A 22239-nucleotide genomic window follows, 5' to 3' on the forward strand; every position below is an offset into this window, starting at 1 on the left:
GGAATATGCCCGCCCTGAACCGGCGGGGTAGAAACGTGCAGTGTCGGGAACGCCTTGTTCAGGTTGCCAGAACGGCGATCTTTACGTCCAGCGTGACGACCGCGCCGCTTTCGGTCCAGTCGTAGGCGATCGATCCGCCAAGCGCGCTTTCGGCGGTCTGGCGGACAAGTTTGCTGCCGTAGCCGGGTTTTTCCGACGGGCCTTCGATCCGGGGTCCGCCCTGTTCTGTCCAGACGATCCGGACGTCATCTCCGGTCACCGAGCCGGACACGTCGAGAACGCCGGTTTCCGAGGAAAGCGATCCGTATTTAAGCGAATTGGTCGCAAGTTCATGCACGATAAGGGCGAGCAATGCCGCCGAGCTTTCGCCAATGCCCATGCGCGGCACCGAGATGCGGATGCGTCCCGCGAATGCGCCCTTGTCGTCATAGGGGGCAAGCAGGACCGAAAAGATATCGCCCAGCAATGCCGCATCGCCGTGATGGCCGGGAAGCGGGCGGACAAGGTCATGCGCGCGCCCGAGCGCCGTCAGGCGATGCATCAGCTGGCTTGCCATATCGTCGACGCCCGAGGCGGAACGCGAGGTGATCATCGCGAGGGCCGAGGCGATCGACAGCAGGTTCTTTACGCGGTGGCTCATCTCGCCCGCAAGAAGTTCGCTGCTTTCCTCGGCCTGTTTGCGGCCTGTCACATCGAGGAAAACGCCTGTCATGACCCGCCTGAGGATATCTTCGTCATTGCCTTTGCCACGCGCCGATATCCAGCGGACCTTGGTATCCACCAGGGTGCGGAAGTCGATCTCGAACGGGCCGATGACGGCGCGGGTGGCAATGAAGGCGGCGCGCACGCGGTCACGGTCGGCGGGGTGGACCTTGTCGGAGAGGTGCTCGAAGGTCAGGGACTGATCGGTGGGCACGTCCCACAAGGCAAAGCCGTGGTCGTCCATGTCGAACGTGTCGGTGTCGACATTCCATGTCCAGAGCGCGATGCCGGCTGCGTCGACGGCGCGTTGCAAGGCATTGTAGCCCCATTTGGCATCAGGATTGGGCGCGTCGTTCATGAAGATCTCCGCGGCCGGAAAACCGCAGCCGATATTAATTGACCTTGCCGACTGTTCGCTTGGAATGTCAACGAATGATGTCCGGATTGGCGTTTTGACCTGTTCGGGGTTGTCGAACCCAAGGCTGATCCCTGCCCGACATGCAGGTCTGCAAGACAGGGGTTGCCCGACTGTTCAGGTGACGGGCCTGCAAGTGGCGGGCAATGTTTTGCGCGTCAGGGGGCAAGCCATTGGCCCTGCCAGCCGTCTGCCCTGTCAAAGCGTGCGCGGCGGTGGTTTGGCCCCAGATGCACTGCATCGATGGCAAGAACCGTGCAGCGCAAGACGGCAAAGGCAGCGGGATCGGGCGTCTTGACGTAATCCAGCGCCGTGGTGATCGGCGTGCCGGGTGCGGGCATCGTGCCGTAAGCGGATTGCGAGGTTTCGGGCACCCGCTGCCACAGGGCTGCAACCGCCTCTCCGGCAAGCACCTCGACCGAGGCGGTGATCCGCGTCTGCAAATGCGCGGTTCCGTCCCAGACATGCAATGCGGCCAGAGGGTTCAGGCGCAGCGCCATCACCTTGGGCGAGCGCAGGTCGGTATGCACGTCCAAGGTTCCTGCAACGGGATCGGCTGCGCGCAAGACGACGGTGCGTGCCTCGGGGGTGGCGTCGGGGGCCACCGTGGCAAAGACCGGATGGCGCGCGGGCGCGTGCCTGTCGCCCACCCCGCGCACGAGCCTTGCCCAGACCTGGGCAAGAAGCGTGTCCAGCTCTGTTGCCCAAGCGTGCAGATCAGTTGTCATAGCCCGTCATCTCCAGACCTAGGGGCAGGGCCAGCATCTCGCCCGCGTCGAGGTCGAGCGAGACATGTCGCAGCACCGCAGTTTCGGCACGGGGATAGGTCTTGGTCACGTGGCGCAGGCTTAGAAGCATCATGTTTCCTTTCAACCACATCTAACCCTCGCGCGGCGATTTGGAAGGGCAGGCTTGGCCGCATTGCGACATGCCTTGCACCGGGTGCGCTATGCGTTTGCGCCCGGCGGGCGGATGCCGTAGGGGGCGACACAAGCAGAAAGTTTCCCCATGACAATTCCCGCGACGACGGCACCGGTGCCACTGGTTTCCGTCGTCATCCCGCTTTTCCAGAAAATCCGGCACATCAAGGTCGCGCTTGCGGCTGCATATCGGTCCTGCCTGCTGGCGGGGGCCAGCTTCGAGCTGGTCGTGGTGGATGACGGGTCCACCGATGGATCGGGCGATGCGGTGCTGGACTGGGCGGCATCCGATCCGGCGCGGGCAAGAGCTATCCGACTGATCCGGCAGGCCAATCGCGGGGCCGCGGCCGCGCGCAATACAGGCTGGGCTGCGGCCCGTGGCGAGGCGATCCTGTTTCTGGATGCCGATGACACCTGGGCAGACCATCATGTCGCCGAGATCCTTGGCCTGATGGCCGAGTTTCCTGCAGCGGCGCTTTACGCCGATGCTTGGCAAGAGATTTCGCCCGACCGAAATAGCAAGCAGCATGATTTCGGCATAGGATCGGACCGTCGCGGGCCACTTGACTGCTTTTTCGAAGCCATGAGTTCGGGGCCGATGATCGTCACGTCGAGCACGGCGGGAACCTGGAAGAGCTGTCTGATCAAGACCCGCGGGTTTCCCGAAGGCGTAAAACATGGCGAGGACAAGGTCGGTTGGGGCCGTCTGGCACTTTTGGGCGATGTCGTGTGGTCCCCGCGCATCGGTGCGGTCTGGGACAAGTCTGCCGACAACCGGAGCGATCGGGCCGAAGGCTGCCCCCCGCGCACGGCGTGGCGCGATTTCCTTGTCGCCGCGCAGGTCGACAAGAGCCTGTCGGGAATGACCCGCCAGAATCTGGAAATCGCCGTTGCCGTCGAAAACGCCTGCCTGAGCGGGCAGATCGTCTTGTTCGACAAGGGCACGCCTGCCCGTTTCGTGGGGCGTGACAAAGGTATGGACCCCTTGGCTGCGTAAGCCGGCCATCTATGCAACGTGCCGGGCTATTGGAAAGCCTGATCCACCTAAAAGGACCGTTCCCCTTCTGGATAGTAAGTCCAGGCGATGAACCGACTGGTCTTTTGGCCCTGCGCCATTTCGACGACCCTGAAGTCGGCAACCTTCGCCTTCTTCAGCAATCTGGCGAGGGGCACGAGGCTGTCTTTTCTGGACACCAGGCAGGTGAACCACAGGCATTGTCCGGCAAAATCCATGCTTTGCCCGATCATCCGGGCGATAAAGCCGATTTCACCACCCGGGCACCACAGCTCGGCGTTCTGGCCGCCGAAATTGAGTTCGGCAGAGTGGCCCTTGCCAAGATTGCGCCATTTGCGAAGCGTGCCCTCTTGCGCCTTTGCAGGCGAGGCATGAAACGGGGGGTTGCAGAGGGTGACGTGGAAAATATCATCCGGGCCGACGACGCCTTGGAAAACATCCTCGGCGTTGGTCTGACGTTCGAGCTTTATCTTCAGCCCGTTCCGGTCGCAGATCTGCCGTGCCGATTTGATCGAGACCGGATCGATATCGACGCCTGTGAAGGCCCAGCCATATTCATGCTGACCCGTCAGCGGATAGACAAGGCTTGCCCCCGTTCCGATGTCCAGCGCCTTGATTTCGGACCCGTGCGGGATTTCCTGGCCATTCCCTTCGGCAAGCAAATCCGCCAGGTAATGGACGTAATCAACACGCCCCGGGATGGGAGGGCAAAGATACGATGCGGGAATATCCCAGAAATCAAGGTTGTAATGGGTCATCAGAAGCGCCCGATTGAGCATGCGGACCGCGTCCACGTTCTGGAAATCGATCGTCATCTGGCCGCGCGGGCTTTTGATCACGAATGCTGCCAGGTCGGGCGATTTCACGATCAGGAGGTCGAAGTCATACCCGTCTCGGTGTTGGTTGCGCGGGTGCAACATCGGTTTGACAGCCATGGGAAACCTTTTTGCCTGATGCTTCAGGCAGCCTGCCCGACAAGGTGTCACGCTTAGGGCTTTTTGGCTGCCTAAGGAACACATGAACAGACCATTTGATAGGGCAGGTCAGTGCCGGCACTTGGCGTTTCGACACGGATTACCGTGAAAAGGCCGATAATGACGGGGCCTGCCGTTTCGCGACGTTGCAGCTGTCAGCGTTAGTGCGAAGGTATTTGGTCAATCCGAAGATTTTGTGGCAGCCCGTAGGGGAGTCGAACCCCTCTTACCTGGTTGAAAACCAGGTGTCCTAACCGATAGACGAACGGGCCGCGGCTGGTGGGGGGGAATTAGCTTGGGCCTTTGCGGGGTGCAAGAGGGAAAAGACGATTTTATCGGCGAAGCGGAGCGGGCCGCGTGTCAGCCACGGAGGAGTTCGGCGACGAGGGGGTTCGGGAAGCGGCGGGTCAGGGTGACGGCGTAGAAACTTTCGATCACGCCTTCGAGCCGCGCATGTTCGACGAGCGTGCCTGCTGCCAGTTCGTCGGTGACCGCGATGGGAGGGAGAAGCGCCAGACCCGCGCCTTCGCGGGCCAGAAGGCGCATCATGGCGATGTCGTCCACCTCGGCCGCGATTTGCGGGACGGTGTCATATTGCGAGGCGAGGCTGTCGAAGGCGGCGCGCAGCCCGCTTTCCGCCGTGGGCAGGATCAGCGGCTCGCGGGCGAGCAGGATGGCCAGCGTATCGCCCGCGCGGCGGCGTTCGGGCGTGCCGATCAGGCTGACGGGCTGGCCTGCGATGCGCTGCGTCAGGAAGGGGGTCGCCGCATCGCGCGGGACGGGTTCGTTGGTGAGGACGACATCGAGCGCGAGGCCTTCGAGGCCGCGCAAGAGTTCGGCCATGCTGGCCGAACGCAGCACGATTTCGACATCGGACCGGTTCAGAAGCGGGCGCAGGAAGGCAAGCTGGAAGTTGCGCGACAGGGTTGCCAGCGCGCCGACGCGGATGGCGCTGCGGGCGCGGCCGGTCTGGCGCAGGGTGGCCATCAGCTCGTCGCCGGTCTTGAAGATCGTCTCGGCATGGTCGAGCGCGATGCGGCCTGCTTCGGTCAGCTCTAACCTGCGGCCGATGCGGTCGAAGAGGGCGTGGCCAAGACGGTCTTCGAGCGCGCGGATCTGCACGGAAAGGGCCGATTGCGACAGGTTGAGATGTGCCGCGGCACGGGTCAGGTTGCCTTCGAGTGCTACGGCGCGGAAGTAGCGCAGGTGATTGTAGTTCAATTCCATACGTTCGTTAAAACAGAACGTTTTCGCCGAAACAATGTATTTTTTATGTAAGCCCGCGGATGCTAGCTGATCGGTCGCGTTCACATGAAAGGCCGATCCATGTTGCCAGCCCTGATCTACCTTGCCCCCTGTCTGCTGCTGCTTGCAGCCGTCGTGGCCTTTGCCGGTCCGGGGTTCCGTCCGCGGCGCACGCTTTTCCTGACCGAAGCTGCCGCAGTCGGCGCGATGGTCACGGCGCTTGGGGCGGGGGTGCTGCTGTGGCAGTCGGGGGCTGCGACATCGGTTCTGGTCGGGGTGGGCGGGGTCGGTCTTTCCGTACGGCTGGATGTGGTCAGCGTGGTGATGCTGGCGCTGGTCAGTTTCGTCGGCTGGGTCGTGCTGCGGTATTCGGCGACCTATCTGGACGGCGAGGCGCGGCAGGGCGTGTTCATGGGTTGGATGGCGCTGGTGCTGGCGGCCGTGATGCTGCTGGTGACGGCGGGCAATCTGGGGCAGCTGGTGGTGGCTTGGGTCGCGGTGGCTTTGGGCCTGCACAAGTTGCTGCTGTTCTACCCCGACCGGATTCAGGCGCGGCGGGCGGCGCGCAAGAAGGCCATCACGGCGCGGATGGGGGACGGGGCGGTCATCGCGGCTGCGGTCACGCTGGTTGCAGCCTTTGGCACAGGGGATATCGCCACGCTGAACGCCACGGCGGCGGGGCCGATGGCGATGCTGGCTGCGGGCTTGCTGGCGCTGGCGGCGGTGCTGAAATCGGCGCTGTTTCCGCTGCATGGCTGGCTGGTCGAGATGATGGAGACGCCGACGCCGGTGTCGGCGCTGCTGCATGCGGGTGTGGTCAATGCGGGCGGGTTCTTGCTGATCCGGCTGGCCGATGTGATGCTGGCCGCCCCCGGCGTGCTGGCGGTGCTGGTCGCGGTGGGCGGGTTCACGGCGTTGATCGCCGGTCTCGTGATGCTGACGCAGACGGCGGTCAAGACGGCGCTGGCATGGTCGACCATCGCGCAGATGGGTTTTATGATCCTGCAATGCGGGCTGGCGCTGTTCCCGCTGGCGCTGCTGCATATCGTGGCGCATTCGCTTTACAAGGCGCATGCCTTCCTTGCCTCGGGGGCTGCGGTGAACGAGGTGCGCTCGGTGCGGCGCCCCGGTCCGGTGGCGGTGCCTTCGGCGCGGGCGGTGCTGCGGGCATTCGCGCTGGCGCTGGTGATATATGGCGCCGTGGGCTTCGGGTTCGGGTTGTCGGATAAGTCACCGCAGGCGCTGGCGCTGGGGGCGATGCTGATCTTCGGGGTCGCCTATCTGATCGCGCAGGGTCTGGCCGATGCGGCCCCGCGGGCGCTTATGTGGCGCGTGCTTGTCGGATCGGGGTTGGCGGCTGTGAGCTACTTTGCGCTGCAGATCGGGGCCGAGGCGCTGATGCGCGGCACGCTGCCCGCAACGCCTGCGCCGGGGCCGCTGGAATGGGCGCTGATGGTGCTGGCCTTGGTGAGCTTCGGGGCGGTGGCGCTGGCGCAGGCGATGTTTCCGCTGTGGTCGCAGCATCCGGCCGCGCGCGGATTGCGGGTGCATCTGGCCAACGGACTTTATGCCAATGCGGTGTTCGACCGGCTGACCCACGGGTTCGCCAAGGAAACCGCACGGTGAACGGAAATTTTCAGGAGAGCATCATGCTGGTCAAGCATCGCGACAATTTCACCGGCCCGTTTCTGGAGATCATCAGCGCCGCACGGGCGGCGGTGCGGGCGATCCCTCCGGCCTTTCCCCTGTCGGCCACGGTTGCGGTCAACCCGTTCCTTGGCCAAACGGCGGCGGGGTTGGCCGAGGCAGGCCAGCGCATGGCGCGGGTCGGCGGGTTGCGGCTGACGCTGCCGCGGGCGCATTTTGCAGCCGAGCTGGCGGCGGGGCGGATCACGCCGCAGGATATCGCGGCGGTGTTGACAGAGGGGCTGACGCTTGACGCCGTGCTTGGCGCGGTTACGGCGCCGGGCGCTGCGCCAAAGCCGGTGCCGACGGTGGCCGAACTTGCCGCCGAAGTGTCGGGGATCGACTGGCCCGCCATTCTGCTCGACCGGATCGGGATTTACGCCGCCGCGCGCTTCGATCAGGGCCAGGCGATGTGGCCGCTTTCGGCGGCAGGGGGCCTTTACGAAGGCTGGTTGCAATTCGCCACGCAGGACCTTGGCCCCGAGATCGCGGGCCTGACCGGCTTTGCCGAACGGGTTGCGGGTGCGCCCGATGACGCATGGGCTGCGGTGGCGCGGGTGGTTTCCGCACTCGGGATCGGGTCGCCCGAAGCTGAAGTCTATTTCCACGCCCTGCTGCACCGGCTGGGCGGTTGGGCGCAGGCGGCGCGCTGGAAGCTGTGGCAGGCCGAACTTGTGGGCGACAACGACGACGCGGTGACCGACCTGCTGGCGATCCGGCTGATCTGGGAAGAGGCGCTTTTCGCGCAATATGGCGACAGGCTTTCGGCGGCATGGGCCGAAGCGGTGCGGGCATATGGCGCTGGCGATGCGCCTGCGCCGGACTTGCGGATCGATGCGGTGTTGCAGGCGGCATCGGAACGCGCGGGCCAGCGTCGGCTTGGCGCGGTTCTGGCAGCACCGGTGCGGGCAATGGCGGCTGCGCCGAAACTGCAGGCGGCGTTTTGTATCGATGTGCGGTCAGAGGTGTTCCGCCGTGCGCTCGAATCGGTCGATGACGGGATCGAGACCATCGGCTTTGCCGGGTTCTTCGGGCTTCCCTTGGCGCATCGCCCCTTTGGGTCGGTTGCCCATGAGGCGCATTTGCCGGTGCTGTTGAACGCGGGTCTGACATCGACGCCCGATGTCGCCCCCGAGGTCGAGGAAGCCGCGCGCATCACGGCGCGGGCCAAGCGGGCATGGGGGCGGTTCCGGCAGGCGGCGGTGTCATCCTTTGCCTTTGTCGAGGCGGTGGGGCCGGTTTACGGCGCGAAACTGGTGCGCGATGCGCTGGGGTTGGGCACGGCTGCGGGCGTGGCCGAGCCTGCTCCGGTGATCGTGGGGCTTTCGGTTGCGGCCAAGATCGACACCGCTGCCACGGTTCTGGGGGCGATGTCGCTGCGGTCGGGCTTTGCGCCGGTGGTTCTGCTGGTTGGGCACGGGGCCGATGTGGTGAACAACCCGCATCAAAGTGCCTTGCATTGCGGGGCCTGCGGCGGGCGGACGGGCGAGGTCAGCGCAAGGGCGCTGGCGGCTTTGCTGAACGACGCCGGGGTGCGGGCGGGGCTGGTGGAAAAGGGCATTGCGATCCCCGCCGAGACCCGCTTTATCGCGGGGCTGCATGACACTGTTTCGGATGGCATCACGCTTTACGATGTCGCGGGGGATGTGTCGCAGCTGCGCGGCTGGCTTGACCGCGCGGCGGTTCTGGCGCGGGCCGAGCGGGCAGGGCGCTTGCCCAATGCCGGTGTCAAGGGGCGCGGTCTGGCGCGGCGCGGCCGGAACTGGGCCGAGACGCGCCCGGAATGGGGCTTGGCGGGGTGTTCGGCTTTCATCGCAGCCCCGCGCCATCGCACGGCGGGCCGCGATCTGGGGGGCCGTGCTTTCCTGCACAGCTATGACTGGCGGCAGGATGCGGGGTTTGGCACGCTCGAGTTGATCCTGACCGCGCCGGTCGTGGTGGCAAGCTGGATCAGCCTGCAATATTACGGGTCGGTCGTGGCCCCCGAGGCCTTTGGCGGTGGCAACAAGCTGTTGCACAATGTGGTCGGCGGGTTCGGCGTGCTGGAAGGCCATAGCGGTGCGCCACGGGTCGGGTTGCCGTGGCAATCGGTGCATGACGGGCAGGGATTGCAGCATGACCCGCTGCGCCTGACCGTGGTGGTCGAAGCCCCCGCCGGGGCGATCACGGCGGTGCTTGCCCGCCATGACGGTTTGCGCGCCTTGTTCGACAACGGCTGGCTGCACCTGATGCGGCTTGACGACGCGGGCCAGCTAGCCGAACGGCTGCTGCCCGGACTGGTCTGGGAGCCGGTGCCGGGCGAGATGAAGCTGAGTGCCTGAAGCGATACGGCGGCGGAGCGATCTGCCGCCGTGCTGCGTGGCGCTGTGCCCGCAGAGATGCAATGGCACCGAGCAGGGCTGCCTTTTGTCGGTCTTTGTTCCGGGCATCGTGACGTTCAGTGTCGCGCCCGATGCGGAAATGCCGGATCGGGTCGATGGTTTCGAGTTCAATTCGGGCGAGATGCTTTCCGGAATCTTCGACGGGATCATCGACGAAGCCAAGACCAGAGGCGGGGCGGTATTCCGCTTCGTCTAAACAGAAGGGCCGGGCTTGTAACGGACGCCCGGTCCCGCTTGCCCGTCATCCTCTAGCATGGTCGCACCGTGAGCGGTCAGCGCAGCGCGCAGGGCTGCTAAAGTAGACGGTTTGAGTTCCTCGCCCCGCTCGAGCCGCGCTACGGTATCAGGCGACACGCCTGCAAACTTCGCAAGATCACGGACGCCAAGCCCCGTTGCGGCGCGGGCCATTTTGCATTGTGTGGCATTCAAATCGTAACCCTGTTCTGATTTATATCGGCGGATTCCTTGCTGTATGTCTGATCGTAACCACGTTACGAAAAGCACTCAACGGAGAAGCACAGTGAAAACCATTCAGGACATCCTCGCCGATGTGGTGACGGTTAACGGGCTGTCCGAGGCGGCTTTGACCCGCACGAGAGCAAGGAACGTAAAGAAAGATAAGCCGCAGCATGACGTTTTGGCATGGCGGGGTGTTAGGCAGGTAGGGAAATCTTTCAGCTTTTTATATGTAAAATCAATCATTTATTGGTAAATTTGGCGGATGGGGTGGGATTCGAACCCACGGTAGGGTTCCCCCTACGCTAGTTTTCAAGACTAGAGCCTTAAACCACTCGGCCACCCATCCGTGGGCGCGGTGGTATCATGGTGGGTGGCGGATTCAAGGGGGGGCGCGGTGGTGTTGCGTCGGCGGGGAATGGTCGATGCGGGGCGGGCAGTCGAAACCCGAAGCGGACGTGGTGGTTGGGCGGGACAACCAACCGACGAAAGGTGTTTCGATGAAACTGATGACGATGGCCGTTTCTCTGGCGCTGGCGGTGACGCCGGTTCTGGCGCAGACCACTTCGGCCGATGGCCCCGCAGCCGACAGTGCGGCAGGGGTTGGCGTGACCACCGATGCCGTGTTCGTCAAGCTGGCGACCAGCTCGAACATCCTCGAGATCCGGAGCAGCGAGCTTGCCCGCGACCGAGCCGGGAGCGATGCGGTCAAGGCGTTTGCCGAGCGCATGATCGCGGACCACGCCGCTGCGTCGGCGAAGCTTGCCGAAGTGGCGGGGCAGCCCGCGCCGGACATGTCTGCCGATCTGTCGGGCCAGATGGATGCGAAACATGCCGAGCAACTGGCGGCGCTCGAGGCTGTGACGGGCGAAGGCTTCGAACAGGCCTATATCGATCTGCAACGGCAGGCGCATGATGCGGCGGTGGCGCTGTTCCAAAGCTATGCGACGAACGGCGAGGACGGGGCGGTCAAGGACTTTGCCGAAGCCACCGTGCCGACGTTGCAAGAGCATCTGACGCTGGTGCAGGATATGTCTGAGGCGCCGTGACGGATAATCTGTCAGATTTTTCTGACAGATTTGGTGGACCTGGCCGCCGTTTCCTGACTATGATCTGTCGGGCGGGCAGGGTGCCTGCGAAGGGGCAAGAATGGCGGACGGTCAGGATCTGTCGGAGGTCGGCCGCAGCGGCCTTACGGTGCCGCCGCTTACGGGTGCTGCCCGCCCCGGTCTGTGCACCGATTGCGGCGTGTCGCGCATGGGGGACGGCAAGGCCTGCGGGCGAGCCTGCCAGTTCATAGCGCCGGATTACGAAGGTTTGGAGCAGGCGGCGCACGGGCGCGTGGCCGATCCCGAAAGCGGTGAAGAGCTGTTCTTTGGCGTGACCGCGTCGATGCACCGCGCCCGCATGGCCACGCCGGTTCCGGGGGCGCAGTGGACCGGGATCACCACCAGCCTTGCGGCGGCATTGCTGGAAACCGGCGCCGTCACGGCGGTGTTGACGGTGGCGCCCGATCCGTTCGACCGCTGGAAGCCTGTGCCGGTCATCGTGACCGACCCTGCCGATCTGGAGCAGGTGCGGGGGATGCGGATGGGCTGGGCGCCGACGCTGGCGCTTTTGGAACCGGCCGCGCTGGCGGGGCATCGCAGGATCGCGGTGATCGGGATACCCTGTCAGGTCCATGCGCTGCGGGCGTTGGAGGCCGAGTTGGGGTTCGAGCGGATCTATGTGATCGGCACGCCCTGTTCGGACAATACGACGACCGAGAATTTCCATCGCTTCCTGCGGCTGATCGACCCGAAGCCCGATGCGATCAGCTATCTGGAGTTCCGCGCCGATTACCGTGTGGAATTGCGCTATGACGACGGGCGCAAGCGGCGGCTGGTGCCGTTTCTGAAGCTGCCCTTGTCGAAGCTGCCTGCCGATTTCTTTCCGATGACCTGCAAGACCTGCGTGGATTATACCAACCGGCTGGCCGATGTGACGGTTGGCTATATGGGCGGCGATGGCGACCAGTGGGTGATCGCGCGGAACGCACAGGGAGCCGAGCTGCTGGCGCTGCTGGGCGATCGGCTGGTGCTACGCGCCCTGACCGACAAGGGCAGGCGCGAGGCGGCGGTGCGCGGCTTCATGGCCAATACCGAACGTGCGGCGGGGGGGCTGCCGCTGCGGTCGATGCCCGATTGGGCGCGCCCCATCGTCGCCTTCCTGCAGCCGAGGATCGGGCCGCGGGGGCTGGAGTTTGCGCGCGCACGGGTCGAGATGAAGGCGATCGAAACGGTGCTGCATCTGCGCCGGGCGTTTCCGGCGCGGGTGAAAAACATGGTTCCTGCCCATATTTGGCGCATCGCCGCGAAATACGGGCTGTTCCCTTCGGACGACGAGATTGCGGAACGCGAAGGGCGTTGACGGCCTGCCTGCCTGTGGCATCCTTTGCCTGCAAATTGGGAGAGTGTGATGGAACAGGTTCCGGCGCGGCGGGGGCGGGCGGTCCGCCTGAAACAGGGTCAGGCGATCCGCATCGTCAATACGCATGGCACGCAGGTGGTGGATACCTGGGCGTTCAATGCCGATGATCCGACTGAGTTCATGTCGATGGAGCATCTGCACGCGAGCCTCGGGTCGATCTTCCCTTCGCGGGGGGATGCGCTTTATTCGAACCGGCGGCGTCCGATCCTGATGCTGGAAGAAGATACCTCGCCCGGTCGGCACGATACGGTGATCGCGGCTTGCGATGTGCATCGCTATCAGGGCCTCGGCTGCACGGAATATCATGACAATTGCACTGACAACCTGCATGCCGCGCTGGCGATGGTGGGCTTTGTGCGGACCGAAACCCCGTCGCCCCTGAACCTGTGGATGAACATTCCGGTCGCGGCGGACGGCAAAATCGCGTGGGGCGAGCCTTTGTCCAAGCCGGGCGACCATGTGCTGCTGCGGGCGGTGATCGATTGCGTGGTGGTCATGTCGGCCTGTCCGCAGGATATGATTCCGATCAACGGGGCCGATTGCACGCCGGTCGAGGTGCATTACGAGGTGGTCGGCTGAGCGAATCTGTCGGCATCTTCAGGCGGAATGGAACCATTCTGTGGCTGAACCAAGTGCAGGACGCCTTGGTCGGCGGGGCGTTGTTGCCGGTTGCGGAACAATGCGGGGGAATAGTCGCCCAATGTCCATTCACCATGACGGTAAAAGGGCGCAAGCGCGGCCTTTGAATGATCGGGTGGTTGATCGGGCAGGGCGAAGGTGCGATAGTCATGAAATTGCCAAATCCTGGGGGGGACGCGGCGATGCCTGACAAGTGACCTGTTTCACGAGTGCTGCCAAATGACCGACCAGAGCTTTGCCTTGCTCTCTGTCCGCATGTTTGCGGCGGGGACGAAACTTCGGACCGGCGTTGCGCCGGACGATTATACTGCGGTCGAAGACCTGAGCGCAGGCGAAGCGATCTATGATCCGATCAATCGCCGTTTCCATGACATTGCCGATATGTCCTGCGGCACGCTCGACCGTGAACGTGCGCGGGCGCAGGGGCTTGACCTGTACCGTCTGGGGCCGGTTGCCGGGACTGCCGCTCCGGTAAGATGCATGATCGAAAGCCGTGACCTGTCGCCCGTGCGGCGCAAGTCCTCGGCTGACGATAGCGGCGAGGCCGACGTGTTCTACGGGTTGCATTTCGGGGCGCGGGTGATCGTCGATACCGGCGCTGCCTTGTGCGAGGTTCGCTGATCCGCAGCCGAGTGTGTCGCGCGGTCCGATCTTTCCAGAGTGACAGGGTGTCGGCGGCAGGGGCTTTCCTTTGGCTGCGCTTTGCCGCACAAGGGGCCGCTTTTCGCAAGGAGTGCGGCTGATGGCGACGGGGTTCGGGTTTACGGTTCAGGCGACGGATGGCAAGGCGCGGACGGGTGTGATCGAAACCACCCGTGGCGCGGTTCGCACGCCTGCGTTTATGCCCGTGGGCACGGCGGGCACGGTCAAGGCGATGCTGCCCGAAAGCGTGCGCGCCACGGGTGCCGATATCCTGCTTGGCAACACCTATCATCTGATGCTGCGCCCGACGGCCGAGCGGATTGCGGCGCTTGGCGGCCTGCACAAGTTCATGAACTGGGACCGCCCGATCCTGACGGATAGCGGCGGGTTTCAGGTCATGTCGCTGGCGAGTTTGCGCAAGATGACGGAAGAAGGCGTGCGCTTTTCCAGCCATATCGACGGGTCGAAACACATGCTGACGCCCGAACGCAGCATGGAGATCCAGAAACTGCTCGGGTCCGATATCGTGATGTGTTTCGACGAATGTCCGGCGCTGCCCGCCACCGATGCCGAAGTGGCGAAATCGATGCGGATGTCGATGCGGTGGGCGCAGCGGTCGCGCGATGCGTTCGGCGACAGGCCCGGCCATGCGCTGTTCGGGATCATGCAGGGCGGTGTGACGCGCGCATTGCGCGAGGAGAGTGCCGAGGCTTTGACGGCGATCGGCTTTGACGGCTACGCGGTCGGCGGCCTGGCGGTGGGCGAGGGGCAGGAGGCGATGTTCGACGTGCTGAACTATGCCCCCGGCATGTTGCCCGAGGACAAGCCCCGCTATCTGATGGGGGTGGGCAAGCCCGACGACATCGTGGGGGCGGTGGAGCGTGGCATCGACATGATGGATTGCGTGCTGCCCAGCCGTTCGGGCCGCACAGGGCAGGCATGGACGCGCATGGGGCAGATCAACATCAAGAACGCCCGCCACCAGAACGACCCGCGCCCCTTGGACGAGGCTTGCACTTGCCCCGCCTGCCGCAATTACAGCCGCGCCTATCTGCACCATGTGAACAAGGCCGGAGAGATCATCGCGTCGATGCTGATGACATGGCATAACCTGCATTACTACCAAGAGCTTATGCAGGGATTGCGCGATGCCATCGCCGGCGGGCGGCTGGCCGCTTTCGTGGCCGATTTTCACGCGAAGCGGGCGCAGGGCGATATCGAACCGCTGTGAAACCAGGCCAAATGGTCTATAGAATGCCACGCAAAGGCCGCTTGCCCCTGTTGTGACGCAGGGGCATCATATCACCAAGAGGTGCGGTTGACTCGACCCGATGGCCCCCCCAGATATAGGGGGCGAACAGGGGAAAGCCGAGCGTTGCCGACGACCGGGGCCGGAGCTTTCCTGCCAGATAAGGAAATATCATGAGCGAACCGCTTTCCACCAGCTATCCGGTGCTTCCGCTCCGCGATATCGTGGTTTTCCCGCATATGATCGTGCCGCTTTTCGTGGGGCGCGAAAAATCGGTGCGGGCCTTGGAAGAGGTTATGGCCGACGACAAGCAGATCCTGCTGTCGAGCCAGATCGACCCTTCCGTCGATGATCCGGGAACCGATGCGATCTATCGCGTGGGCGTGCTGGCCAATGTGCTGCAATTGCTGAAGCTGCCCGACGGCACGGTAAAGGTGCTGGTCGAGGGCAAGGCGCGGGTGAAGATCACCGAATTCGTCGACAACGCGTCTTTCTTCGAGGCGCGAGCCGTCACGCTGGACGAGACGCCGGGCGACAAGGCGTCGGTCGATGCGCTGATCCGCGCCGTTGCCGACGAGTTCGAGCGGTATTCCAAGATCAAGAAGAACATCCCCGAAGAGGCGCTGGCCGCCGTTTCGGAAGCGCGCGAGCCTGCGCGTCTGGCTGACCTTGTGTCGGGGCATCTGGGCGTCGATGTGGGCCAGAAGCAGGACTTGCTGGAAACGCTGAACGTGGCGGAACGTCTGGAAAAGGTGTTCGGCCAGATGCAGGGCGAGATGTCGGTCCTGCAGGTCGAGAAAAAGATCAAAAGCCGCGTCAAGACCCAGATGGAGAAGACGCAGCGCGAGTATTACCTGAACGAACAGATGAAGGCGATCCAGCGCGAGCTGGGCGATGGCGAAGACGGCCAGAACGAAATCGCCGAGCTGGAAGAGCGCATCGCCAAGACGCAGCTTTCGAAAGAGGCGCGCGAAAAGGCCGATGCCGAGGTGAAGAAGCTCAAGTCGATGTCGCCGATGTCGGCAGAAGCGACTGTGGTGCGGAACTATCTTGACTGGCTGCTGGGCGTGCCGTGGGGGCTGAAGTCGAAGGTCAAGAAAGACCTGTACAAGGCTGAAGCGGTGCTGAACGCCGACCATTACGGGTTGGAAAAGGTCAAGGAACGGATCGTCGAATACCTTGCCGTGCAGGCGCGGTCGGCGAAACTGAAGGGGCCGATCCTGTGTCTCGTCGGTCCTCCGGGTGTGGGCAAGACGTCACTTGGCCGGTCGGTCGCCAAGGCGACGGGGCGCGAGTTCATCCGCATCTCGCTGGGCGGGGTGCGGGACGAATCCGAGATCAGGGGCCACCGGCGCACCTATATCGGGTCGATGCCCGGCAAGATCATTCAGGCGCTGAAAAAGGCAAAGACGACGAACCCGCTGATCTTGCTCGATGAAATCGACAAGATGGGGCAGGATTTCCGCGGCGATCCGGCGTCGGCGATGCTCGAGGTGCTGGACCCCGAACAGAACGCGACCTTTGTCGACCACTATCTTGAAGTGGAATACGACCTGTCCAACGTGATGTTCATCACCACGGCCAACAGCTACAACATGCCGGGGCCGCTTCTGGACCGTATGGAGATCATCACTCTGGCCGGTTACACCGAGGACGAGAAGCGCGAGATCGCCAAGCAGCATCTGATCGACAAGCAGGTTGCGAACCACGGGCTGAAGAAGACCGAGTTCAAGATCACCGACGCGGCGCTGACCGAGATGATCCGCACCTATACCCGCGAGGCGGGGGTGCGGAATCTGGAACGCGAGATCGCCAAGCTGGCGCGCAAGGCGGTGACGGATATCGTCAAGAAAAAGGCGACATCGGTCGAGGTGACGCCCGAGAAGCTGGAAGAATACCTTGGCGTGAAGCGGCACCGCTACGGGCTGGCGGAACAGGAAGATCAGGTCGGTGTCGTCACCGGTCTGGCCTGGACCAGCGTGGGCGGCGAGTTGTTGTCGATCGAGGCGCTGAAACTGCCCGGCAAGGGGCGGATGAAGACGACCGGCAAGCTGGGCGATGTGATGAAGGAATCCATCGAAGCGGCGGCGTCCTATGTGCGGTCGATCAGCCCAGAGTTGGGGGTGAAGCCGCCCAAGTTCGAGACGCTGGACATTCACGTCCACGTTCCGGAAGGGGCGACGCCCAAGGACGGGCCTTCGGCTGGCCTTGCGATGGTGACATCGATCGTGTCGGTGCTGACGGGTATTCCGGTGCGTAAAGACGTTGCAATGACGGGCGAGGTCACCTTGCGCGGCAACGCGCTTGCCATCGGGGGCTTGAAGGAAAAGCTGCTCGCTGCCTTGCGGGGCGGTATCAAGACCGTGCTGATCCCGCAGGAGAATGCCAAGGACCTGCCGGAAATTCCGGAGTCGGTGAAGAACGGGCTGACCATCATTCCGGTCAGCCATGTGCGCGAAGTGTTGAAACTGGCGCTGGTGCGCCAGCCCGAGCCGATCGAGTGGGACGAGGCCGCGGAAGAAGCCGCCGCCGCCCGCAAGGCCGCTTCGGACGCAACGCCTGTCGTGACCGCGCATTGAGCCGCAACTGCGGATGGATAAGGGGGCGCGCCGCAGGGTGCGCCCTTTTTCTTTGACGGCGAAAACAGCGGGCTTCGTCATGTGTTGCTGGCATCGAAAGTGAAATCGGATTATCCTTTGATAAAAGCCGGGATTCAAAAACAGACGGGGACGAGTGATGTCGACAGGCGCTACGAAGAAACCGGCCGCAAAGGCCGCTGGTGGCAAGACGGCAAGCAAGGCTGATGCCGCAAAGGCGAAAGAGCCGACGGTAAAGATCATGGTTCCGACCATCGACATGGCCGCCGTGATCGCGGCCGGGACCGATGCCGAAACGGCAGGTCCGGTGATGGGCTTGAAGAAGAAAGAATTGATCGAGCGCGTCGCCGAGGCTGTCGGTGGCAAGAAAAAGGACGTCAAGGAGATCGTCGAAGCCACGCTCGCCGCCCTTGGCGAAGCGTTGCAGAAGGGCGAGGCGCTGCATCTGCCGCCCTTTGGACATGCCAAGGTGTCGCGCAGCAAGGGCGAGGGCAAGGATTCGTCGATGACCGTAAAGCTGCGCGGGGCGGGCGAAAAAGTTGCGCCGCGACCCAAGAAAGAGGCCCTTGCAGAGGCCGGGGAAGACAGCTAAACACCGCGCCATCGGGCGATTAGCTCAGCGGTAGAGCGCTTCGTTCACATCGAAGATGTCAGGGGTTCAAATCCCTTATCGCCCACCATGCTTAGCAAAAAGCGCCGCAATCGCGGTGCTTTTTGTTTTCTATGCCAGGTGTTTGCCCTTGCCGCAGCGGCCGCGGATGGGGTAGATGGCTGCCGTGGGGCGGTTAGCTCAGTTGGTAGAGCGTCTCGTTTACACCGAGAATGTCGGGGGTTCGAGTCCCTCACCGCCCACCATCCCCACCCCGCTTTGCGCAATCGGGCTTTCCTTTCCGCGTGCTTCTTGGTCAAACAGGGGGAAATACGGGGTAACGCGATGACCGCAATGACACCGCCACTGGGCGGATCGCTCGACAGCTTGCCACCGGCCTTTTCGGTCGCCGAGGTCGGCGCGCTTGCGCGGCAGCACTGGGGGTTGGAGGGCGATCTTGTGCCGCTGACATCGGAGCGGGACCAGAACCATCATCTGCGCGGACCGGGCGGGCAATTCGTGGTCAAGATCGCCAACCTTGCCGAGGGGCATGCCGTGCAGCGGATGCAGAACGGTGCGTTGCGGCATATCGAGGCGCGCGATCCTGCGCTGCCGGTGCCGCGTGTCATTGCCACGCTGGACGGGCGCGACGATGTGGTGTTGGCCGACGGGCATCTGGTGCGGGTGCTGAGTTGGCTCGAGGGGGTGCCACTGCATGCCGCGGCGCAAAGCCCGGCGCAATCGGGGGCCCTTGCGCGGATGCTGGCGCGGTTGACGCGCGCGCTGGAAGGGTTTGACGATCCGGCGGCGGGGCATGTATTGCAGTGGGATATCAAGAATGCCGCGCAACTGCTTGTATTGCTTGATGATATCGCAGACGAGACCGCCCGTGGCCTATGCACCGATGTGCTTGGCCGCTTTGGCAGGAATGTCGCGCCGCGGTTGGGTGACATGCGCTGGCAGGTGGTGCACAGCGATTTGAACCCGCATAACGTCCTGGTCGATCCGGCTGCGCCGGACCATGTGGCGGGCATTCTCGACTTTGGCGATATGGTCCGCACGCCGCTGGTCTGCGATCTTGCGGTGGCGGCGGCCTACCGGATCGACCGCGACGATCCGATAGGGTCGCTTGCGGGATTTGCGGCGGCCTATCATGCGGTGAATCCATTGACGGTGCTGGAGCGCGAGGTCTACTTCGATCTCGTGGCCGCGCGGATGGTGACGACGATCAGCATCGCCAGTTGGCGGGCGGCGCGGTATCCTGAGAATGCGCCTTATATCCTGCGGAATTTCCCCTCGGCGCGGGCGGGGTTGCAGGCGATTGCGGCGCTAAACCCTGCGGACGTGGCGGCAGCCCTGCGCCATGCCTGTCCGGTAAAGGAGTGACCATGCGCGATCCGATGCCCAATGCCTTTGTCGCCGGAGCGGTGGACCTGCCCGAAGTGGAAGCGGCGCTGGTGGCGCGACGCCAGCGCGTTCTGGGGCCGGCCTACCGGCTGTTTTACGAAACACCCGTGCATCTGGTGCGGGGCGAGGGGGTGTGGCTGTTTGATCCCGAGGGCAACGCCTATCTCGATGCCTATAACAACGTGGCTTCGGTCGGGCATTGCCATCCGCATGTGCTTGCCGCCACAGCGCGGCAGGCGGCGCAGCTGGCCAGCCACACGCGCTATCTGCACGACACGGTGCTAAGCTACGGCGAAAAGCTGCTTTCGTATTTCCCGTCAGAGCTTTGCCATGTGATGTTCACCTGTACCGGTTCAGAGGCAAACGACCTTGCGATCCGTCTGGCGCGGGCCGCGACAGGGGGCACCGGCGTGATCGTGACCGAAAACGCCTATCACGGGGTGACGGCTGCGGTGGCGGAGTTTTCGCCCTCGCTCGGGCCGGGTGTGCCGCTTGGCGCCCATGTCCGCACCGTTCCGGCCCCCGATGCGCGGGCGGGCGATCCGGCGGTTACCTTCACGGCCCATGTGCAGGCGGCGATCGACGATCTGCTGCGGCATGGCATCAAGCCTGCGGTGCTGATCGTCGATACGATCTTTTCGTCGGACGGGGTTTTCGCGCAGCCTGCGGGGTTTCTGAAGGGTGCGGTTGCGGCGATCCGGGCGGCGGGGGGGCTTTTCATCGCCGACGAGGTGCAGCCCGGTTTCGGGCGCACGGGGGCTGCGATGTGGGGGTTCCAGCGCCATGGGGTGGTGCCGGATATGGTGAGCCTCGGCAAGCCGATGGGGAATGGCTATCCGGTCGCGGGGCTGGTGATGCAACCGCATGTGGTGGCTGATTTCGGCGGAAAAGCGCGGTATTTCAACACGTTCGGCGGCAATGCTGTCGCCTGTGCGACGGCGATGGCCGTGCTCGAGGTGGTCGAGGGCGAGGGGTTGCAGGAGAATGCGCGCAAGGTCGGGGCCGAGTTTGCCGCAGCATTGCGCGGTTTGCGCGATCCGCGTCTGGGCGAGTTGCGCGATGCGGGGCTGTTTTTTGGCCTTGATGTGTTGGACGGCGACAGGCCCGACGCCGCCATGGCGGCGCGGATCGTCAACGGGTTGCGCGACGAGCGGGTTTTGATCAGCGCCACGGGGCCGAAGGGGCATGTGCTGAAGATCAGGCCGCCGCTGGTGTTTTCGGGCGACCATGTGGGGATCTTTGCCGAGCGGTTGGTCCGCGTTCTGGCGCGGGTCTGAGGCGGCGGGTCTAAGGCGGCGGGGGGCGGCGGCGGGGGGGCCAGCCGGCCCCCCGACCCCCCGATCAGTTCGACGCCGCAACGGCCAGAACGGCCAGCAGCAACAGCGGCACGACGATGCCCTGTGCGCTCGATCCGGTTTGCTGTTCGACGACGGCGGGGGCCATGGTCGGCTCCATCACGGGTTCGGCCATGCCACCCGCGAGGGCGGATTGGGCAAAAAGGGCGAATGACAGGGCGAGTGCGGTGGTTTTCATGGCAGTGATCCTTTGCCTTTGCGCTGACCGCGCCTGCCTCAAGCGAAGCCGACCGATCCGCTGGATAAGCGCGCAAACCCGGCCAAGGTTCCAAGGCCGCGCAAATTTGCGCCGGGCCGCGGCAGGGTTGCCACAGGACGCTGTGCTTCAGCGCACAGAGGCGGCGCGGGGCGGGGCGCATGACAGGCGGGCCTTATGCGCCTATCTTTACAGGATGGACAACATCCGGAGGCTGCCATGAGCTGGAACCCAGCGCTCGACCCGTCGATTCCGATTGGCGATGCCGTCGATGCCATCGAGGCGGTGATCGTGCCGCGTGCGCGTGATCTGGGGGGATTCGAGGTGCGCCGCGCGCTGCCTTCGGCGCAGCGCCAGATGGTGGGGCCGTTCATCTTTTTCGACCAGATGGGACCGGCCGAGTTTCTGACCGGGCAAGGGATCGACGTGCGCCCGCATCCGCATATCGGGCTGGCAACGGTGACCTACCTTATGAAAGGCAAGATGCACCACCGCGACAGCCTTGGCACCGACCAGTGGATCGAACCGGGGGCGGTGAACCTGATGTTCGCGGGCCACGGCATCACCCATTCCGAACGGACGGACGGCGAGATGCGGAAGGGCCCTTACAGCCTGTTCGGGCTTCAGACATGGCTTGCCCTGCCCAAGGACCGCGAGGATGATCCGGCGGCGTTCTACAACGCGGGCGGGGCCGATCTGCCCGATCTGGAGGGCGAGGGGAAGCGGGTGAAGCTGATCCTCGGGACTGCCTGGGGCGAGCGGGTGAAGATCGACACGCCGTCGGAGGTTTTTTACGCCGATGCGGTGCTGGAGGCGGGGGCGGCGATTCCTTTGCCCGACGATCACGAGGATCGCGGGGTCTACATCATCGCGGGCGAGGTTTCGGTGGGCGGGCAGACCTTTCCTGCCGGCCAGATGCTGGTGTTCCGTCCGGGCGACCGGATTTCGGTGAAGGCGGGCGGGCAGGGCGCGCGGTTGATGCTGCTGGGCGGGGCGACGATGGACGGGCCGCGCCATATCTGGTGGAATTTCGTGGCATCATCCAAAGAGCGGATCGTGGCCGCGCGCGAGGCATGGCGGGCGGGCGATTGGGCGCATGGCCGGTTCCGCCTGCCGCCGGATGACAATGCCGAGTTCATTCCCGCCCCCGAGGGCGGTTTATGACGCATAAACCGCGGCGGAATTTGACGCAAATTCCGGGGCGCGCCGGTGGCCGCGCGATTTCTGCGTCAGAAATCGGCGCGGAATTTGCGTCAAATTCCGTCTGGGTGGCGGGATGCGGATCGGTGGAAAAAATCGGAA

At 64.1% G+C, this 22239-nt stretch carries 22 protein-coding genes and 4 tRNA genes; 17 read left to right on the forward strand and 9 right to left on the reverse strand.

Annotated elements, in window-relative coordinates; genetic code table 11:
- Positions 1-58 precede the first annotated feature (58 nt).
- The 3 genes from HYN69_RS07550 to HYN69_RS20530 form a co-directional block, all read right to left on the reverse strand.
- Positions 59-1060 carry a sensor histidine kinase gene (locus tag HYN69_RS07550; RefSeq protein ID WP_108435211.1) on the reverse strand — a complete coding sequence of 334 codons (1002 nt, stop codon included), beginning with the start codon at positions 1058-1060 and terminating at the stop codon, positions 59-61.
- 215 nt (positions 1061-1275) lie between these two features.
- A complete protein-coding gene (locus HYN69_RS07555) occupies positions 1276-1845 on the reverse strand; it encodes a pyridoxamine 5'-phosphate oxidase family protein (RefSeq protein ID WP_108435212.1) in 570 nt (189 codons plus the stop codon).
- On the reverse strand, positions 1835-1978 hold the full coding sequence (locus tag HYN69_RS20530; RefSeq protein ID WP_159082397.1) for a hypothetical protein: 144 nt from the start codon (positions 1976-1978) through the stop codon (positions 1835-1837). Before HYN69_RS20530 ends, HYN69_RS07555 begins: the two co-directional genes overlap by 11 nt.
- A 174-nt stretch (positions 1979-2152) precedes the next feature.
- Between HYN69_RS20530 and HYN69_RS07560 the strand changes: the two genes are divergently transcribed.
- Positions 2153-3034 (forward strand): glycosyltransferase family 2 protein, encoded by an 882-nt coding sequence (locus HYN69_RS07560; protein ID WP_230426523.1) that lies wholly within the window; start codon positions 2153-2155, stop codon positions 3032-3034.
- A 47-nt stretch (positions 3035-3081) separates the two neighbouring features.
- Here HYN69_RS07560 and rlmF read toward each other — a convergent pair whose 3' ends face one another.
- From rlmF to HYN69_RS07575, 3 genes are all read right to left on the reverse strand, one after another.
- Positions 3082-3972, reverse strand: a complete 891-nt coding sequence (rlmF, locus tag HYN69_RS07565) for a 23S rRNA (adenine(1618)-N(6))-methyltransferase RlmF (RefSeq protein ID WP_230426524.1) — start codon at positions 3970-3972, stop codon at positions 3082-3084.
- Between the two features lie 251 nt (positions 3973-4223).
- Positions 4224-4298 (reverse strand) — tRNA-Glu (locus HYN69_RS07570).
- 88 nt (positions 4299-4386) lie between these two features.
- Positions 4387-5253, reverse strand: coding sequence for a LysR family transcriptional regulator (locus HYN69_RS07575; protein WP_108435215.1), 867 nt, complete (start codon positions 5251-5253; stop codon positions 4387-4389).
- Positions 5254-5352: 99 nt separating this feature from the next.
- Between HYN69_RS07575 and HYN69_RS07580 the strand changes: the two genes are divergently transcribed.
- Genes HYN69_RS07580 through HYN69_RS20535 form a run of 3 tightly spaced genes read left to right on the forward strand, consistent with a single transcriptional unit; the run spans position 5353 to position 9534 of the window.
- On the forward strand, positions 5353-6897 hold the full coding sequence (locus HYN69_RS07580) for a proton-conducting transporter transmembrane domain-containing protein (protein WP_108435216.1): 1545 nt from the start codon (positions 5353-5355) through the stop codon (positions 6895-6897).
- A gap of 23 nt (positions 6898-6920) precedes the next feature.
- Positions 6921-9278, forward strand: a complete 2358-nt coding sequence (locus tag HYN69_RS07585) for a YbcC family protein (protein WP_108437082.1) — start codon at positions 6921-6923, stop codon at positions 9276-9278.
- On the forward strand, positions 9271-9534 hold the full coding sequence (locus HYN69_RS20535) for a hypothetical protein (RefSeq protein WP_159082398.1): 264 nt from the start codon (positions 9271-9273) through the stop codon (positions 9532-9534). The genes HYN69_RS07585 and HYN69_RS20535 overlap by 8 nt, the downstream gene beginning before the upstream one ends.
- On the opposite strand, the gene HYN69_RS07590 is transcribed toward HYN69_RS20535, so the two are convergent.
- Positions 9531-9746, reverse strand: coding sequence for a helix-turn-helix domain-containing protein (locus HYN69_RS07590; protein WP_108435217.1), 216 nt, complete (start codon positions 9744-9746; stop codon positions 9531-9533). The two genes, HYN69_RS20535 and HYN69_RS07590, sit on opposite strands and share 4 nt — an antisense overlap.
- A gap of 112 nt (positions 9747-9858) precedes the next feature.
- On the opposite strand from HYN69_RS07590, the gene HYN69_RS20540 reads away from it, so the two are divergent.
- Complete coding sequence (locus HYN69_RS20540) at positions 9859-10050, forward strand: hypothetical protein (protein WP_159082399.1); 192 nt, start codon at positions 9859-9861, stop codon at positions 10048-10050.
- A gap of 3 nt (positions 10051-10053) precedes the next feature.
- Here HYN69_RS20540 and HYN69_RS07595 read toward each other — a convergent pair.
- Positions 10054-10143, reverse strand: a tRNA-Ser gene (locus HYN69_RS07595).
- Between the two features lie 151 nt (positions 10144-10294).
- On the opposite strand from HYN69_RS07595, the gene HYN69_RS07600 reads away from it, so the two are divergent.
- From HYN69_RS07600 to HYN69_RS07650, 11 genes are all read left to right on the forward strand, one after another.
- Positions 10295-10843: a DUF4142 domain-containing protein gene (locus tag HYN69_RS07600; RefSeq protein WP_159082400.1), complete on the forward strand. Its 549-nt coding sequence runs from the start codon at positions 10295-10297 to the stop codon at positions 10841-10843.
- 100 nt (positions 10844-10943) lie between these two features.
- Positions 10944-12203, forward strand: a complete 1260-nt coding sequence (locus HYN69_RS07605) for a Coenzyme F420 hydrogenase/dehydrogenase, beta subunit C-terminal domain (RefSeq protein ID WP_108435219.1) — start codon at positions 10944-10946, stop codon at positions 12201-12203.
- Between the two features lie 48 nt (positions 12204-12251).
- The gene (locus tag HYN69_RS07610; RefSeq protein WP_108435220.1) at positions 12252-12842 is read left to right on the forward strand and encodes a DUF1989 domain-containing protein; all 591 of its coding nucleotides are present in this window, start codon (positions 12252-12254) and stop codon (positions 12840-12842) included.
- Between the two features lie 279 nt (positions 12843-13121).
- Entirely contained in the window at positions 13122-13523 is a 402-nt protein-coding gene (locus HYN69_RS07615) for a hypothetical protein (protein ID WP_108435221.1), read from the forward strand.
- A 121-nt stretch (positions 13524-13644) separates the two neighbouring features.
- Entirely contained in the window at positions 13645-14775 is a 1131-nt protein-coding gene (gene tgt, locus HYN69_RS07620; RefSeq protein WP_108435222.1) for a tRNA guanosine(34) transglycosylase Tgt, read from the forward strand.
- A 191-nt stretch (positions 14776-14966) separates the two neighbouring features.
- Positions 14967-17372: an endopeptidase La gene (lon, locus tag HYN69_RS07625; RefSeq protein ID WP_108435223.1), complete on the forward strand. Its 2406-nt coding sequence runs from the start codon at positions 14967-14969 to the stop codon at positions 17370-17372.
- Positions 17373-17529: 157 nt separating this feature from the next.
- Complete coding sequence (locus HYN69_RS07630; protein ID WP_230426525.1) at positions 17530-17982, forward strand: HU family DNA-binding protein; 453 nt, start codon at positions 17530-17532, stop codon at positions 17980-17982.
- Between the two features lie 13 nt (positions 17983-17995).
- A tRNA-Val gene (locus HYN69_RS07635) sits at positions 17996-18070 on the forward strand.
- A 99-nt stretch (positions 18071-18169) separates the two neighbouring features.
- Positions 18170-18245, forward strand: a tRNA-Val gene (locus HYN69_RS07640).
- Between the two features lie 79 nt (positions 18246-18324).
- Positions 18325-19365 carry a phosphotransferase gene (locus HYN69_RS07645; protein WP_108435224.1) on the forward strand — a complete coding sequence of 347 codons (1041 nt, stop codon included), beginning with the start codon at positions 18325-18327 and terminating at the stop codon, positions 19363-19365.
- A gap of 2 nt (positions 19366-19367) precedes the next feature.
- A complete protein-coding gene (locus tag HYN69_RS07650; protein ID WP_108435225.1) occupies positions 19368-20663 on the forward strand; it encodes an aspartate aminotransferase family protein in 1296 nt (431 codons plus the stop codon).
- A gap of 64 nt (positions 20664-20727) precedes the next feature.
- On the opposite strand, the gene HYN69_RS07655 is transcribed toward HYN69_RS07650, so the two are convergent.
- On the reverse strand, positions 20728-20919 hold the full coding sequence (locus tag HYN69_RS07655; protein WP_108435226.1) for a hypothetical protein: 192 nt from the start codon (positions 20917-20919) through the stop codon (positions 20728-20730).
- A gap of 237 nt (positions 20920-21156) precedes the next feature.
- Between HYN69_RS07655 and HYN69_RS07660 the strand changes: the two genes are divergently transcribed.
- Positions 21157-22101: a pirin family protein gene (locus HYN69_RS07660; RefSeq protein ID WP_108435227.1), complete on the forward strand. Its 945-nt coding sequence runs from the start codon at positions 21157-21159 to the stop codon at positions 22099-22101.
- The last annotated feature ends 138 nt before the right edge of the window (positions 22102-22239 follow it).

The sequence above is a fragment of the Gemmobacter aquarius genome (assembly GCF_003060865.1).
GTDB lineage: Bacteria > Pseudomonadota > Alphaproteobacteria > Rhodobacterales > Rhodobacteraceae > Paragemmobacter > Paragemmobacter aquarius.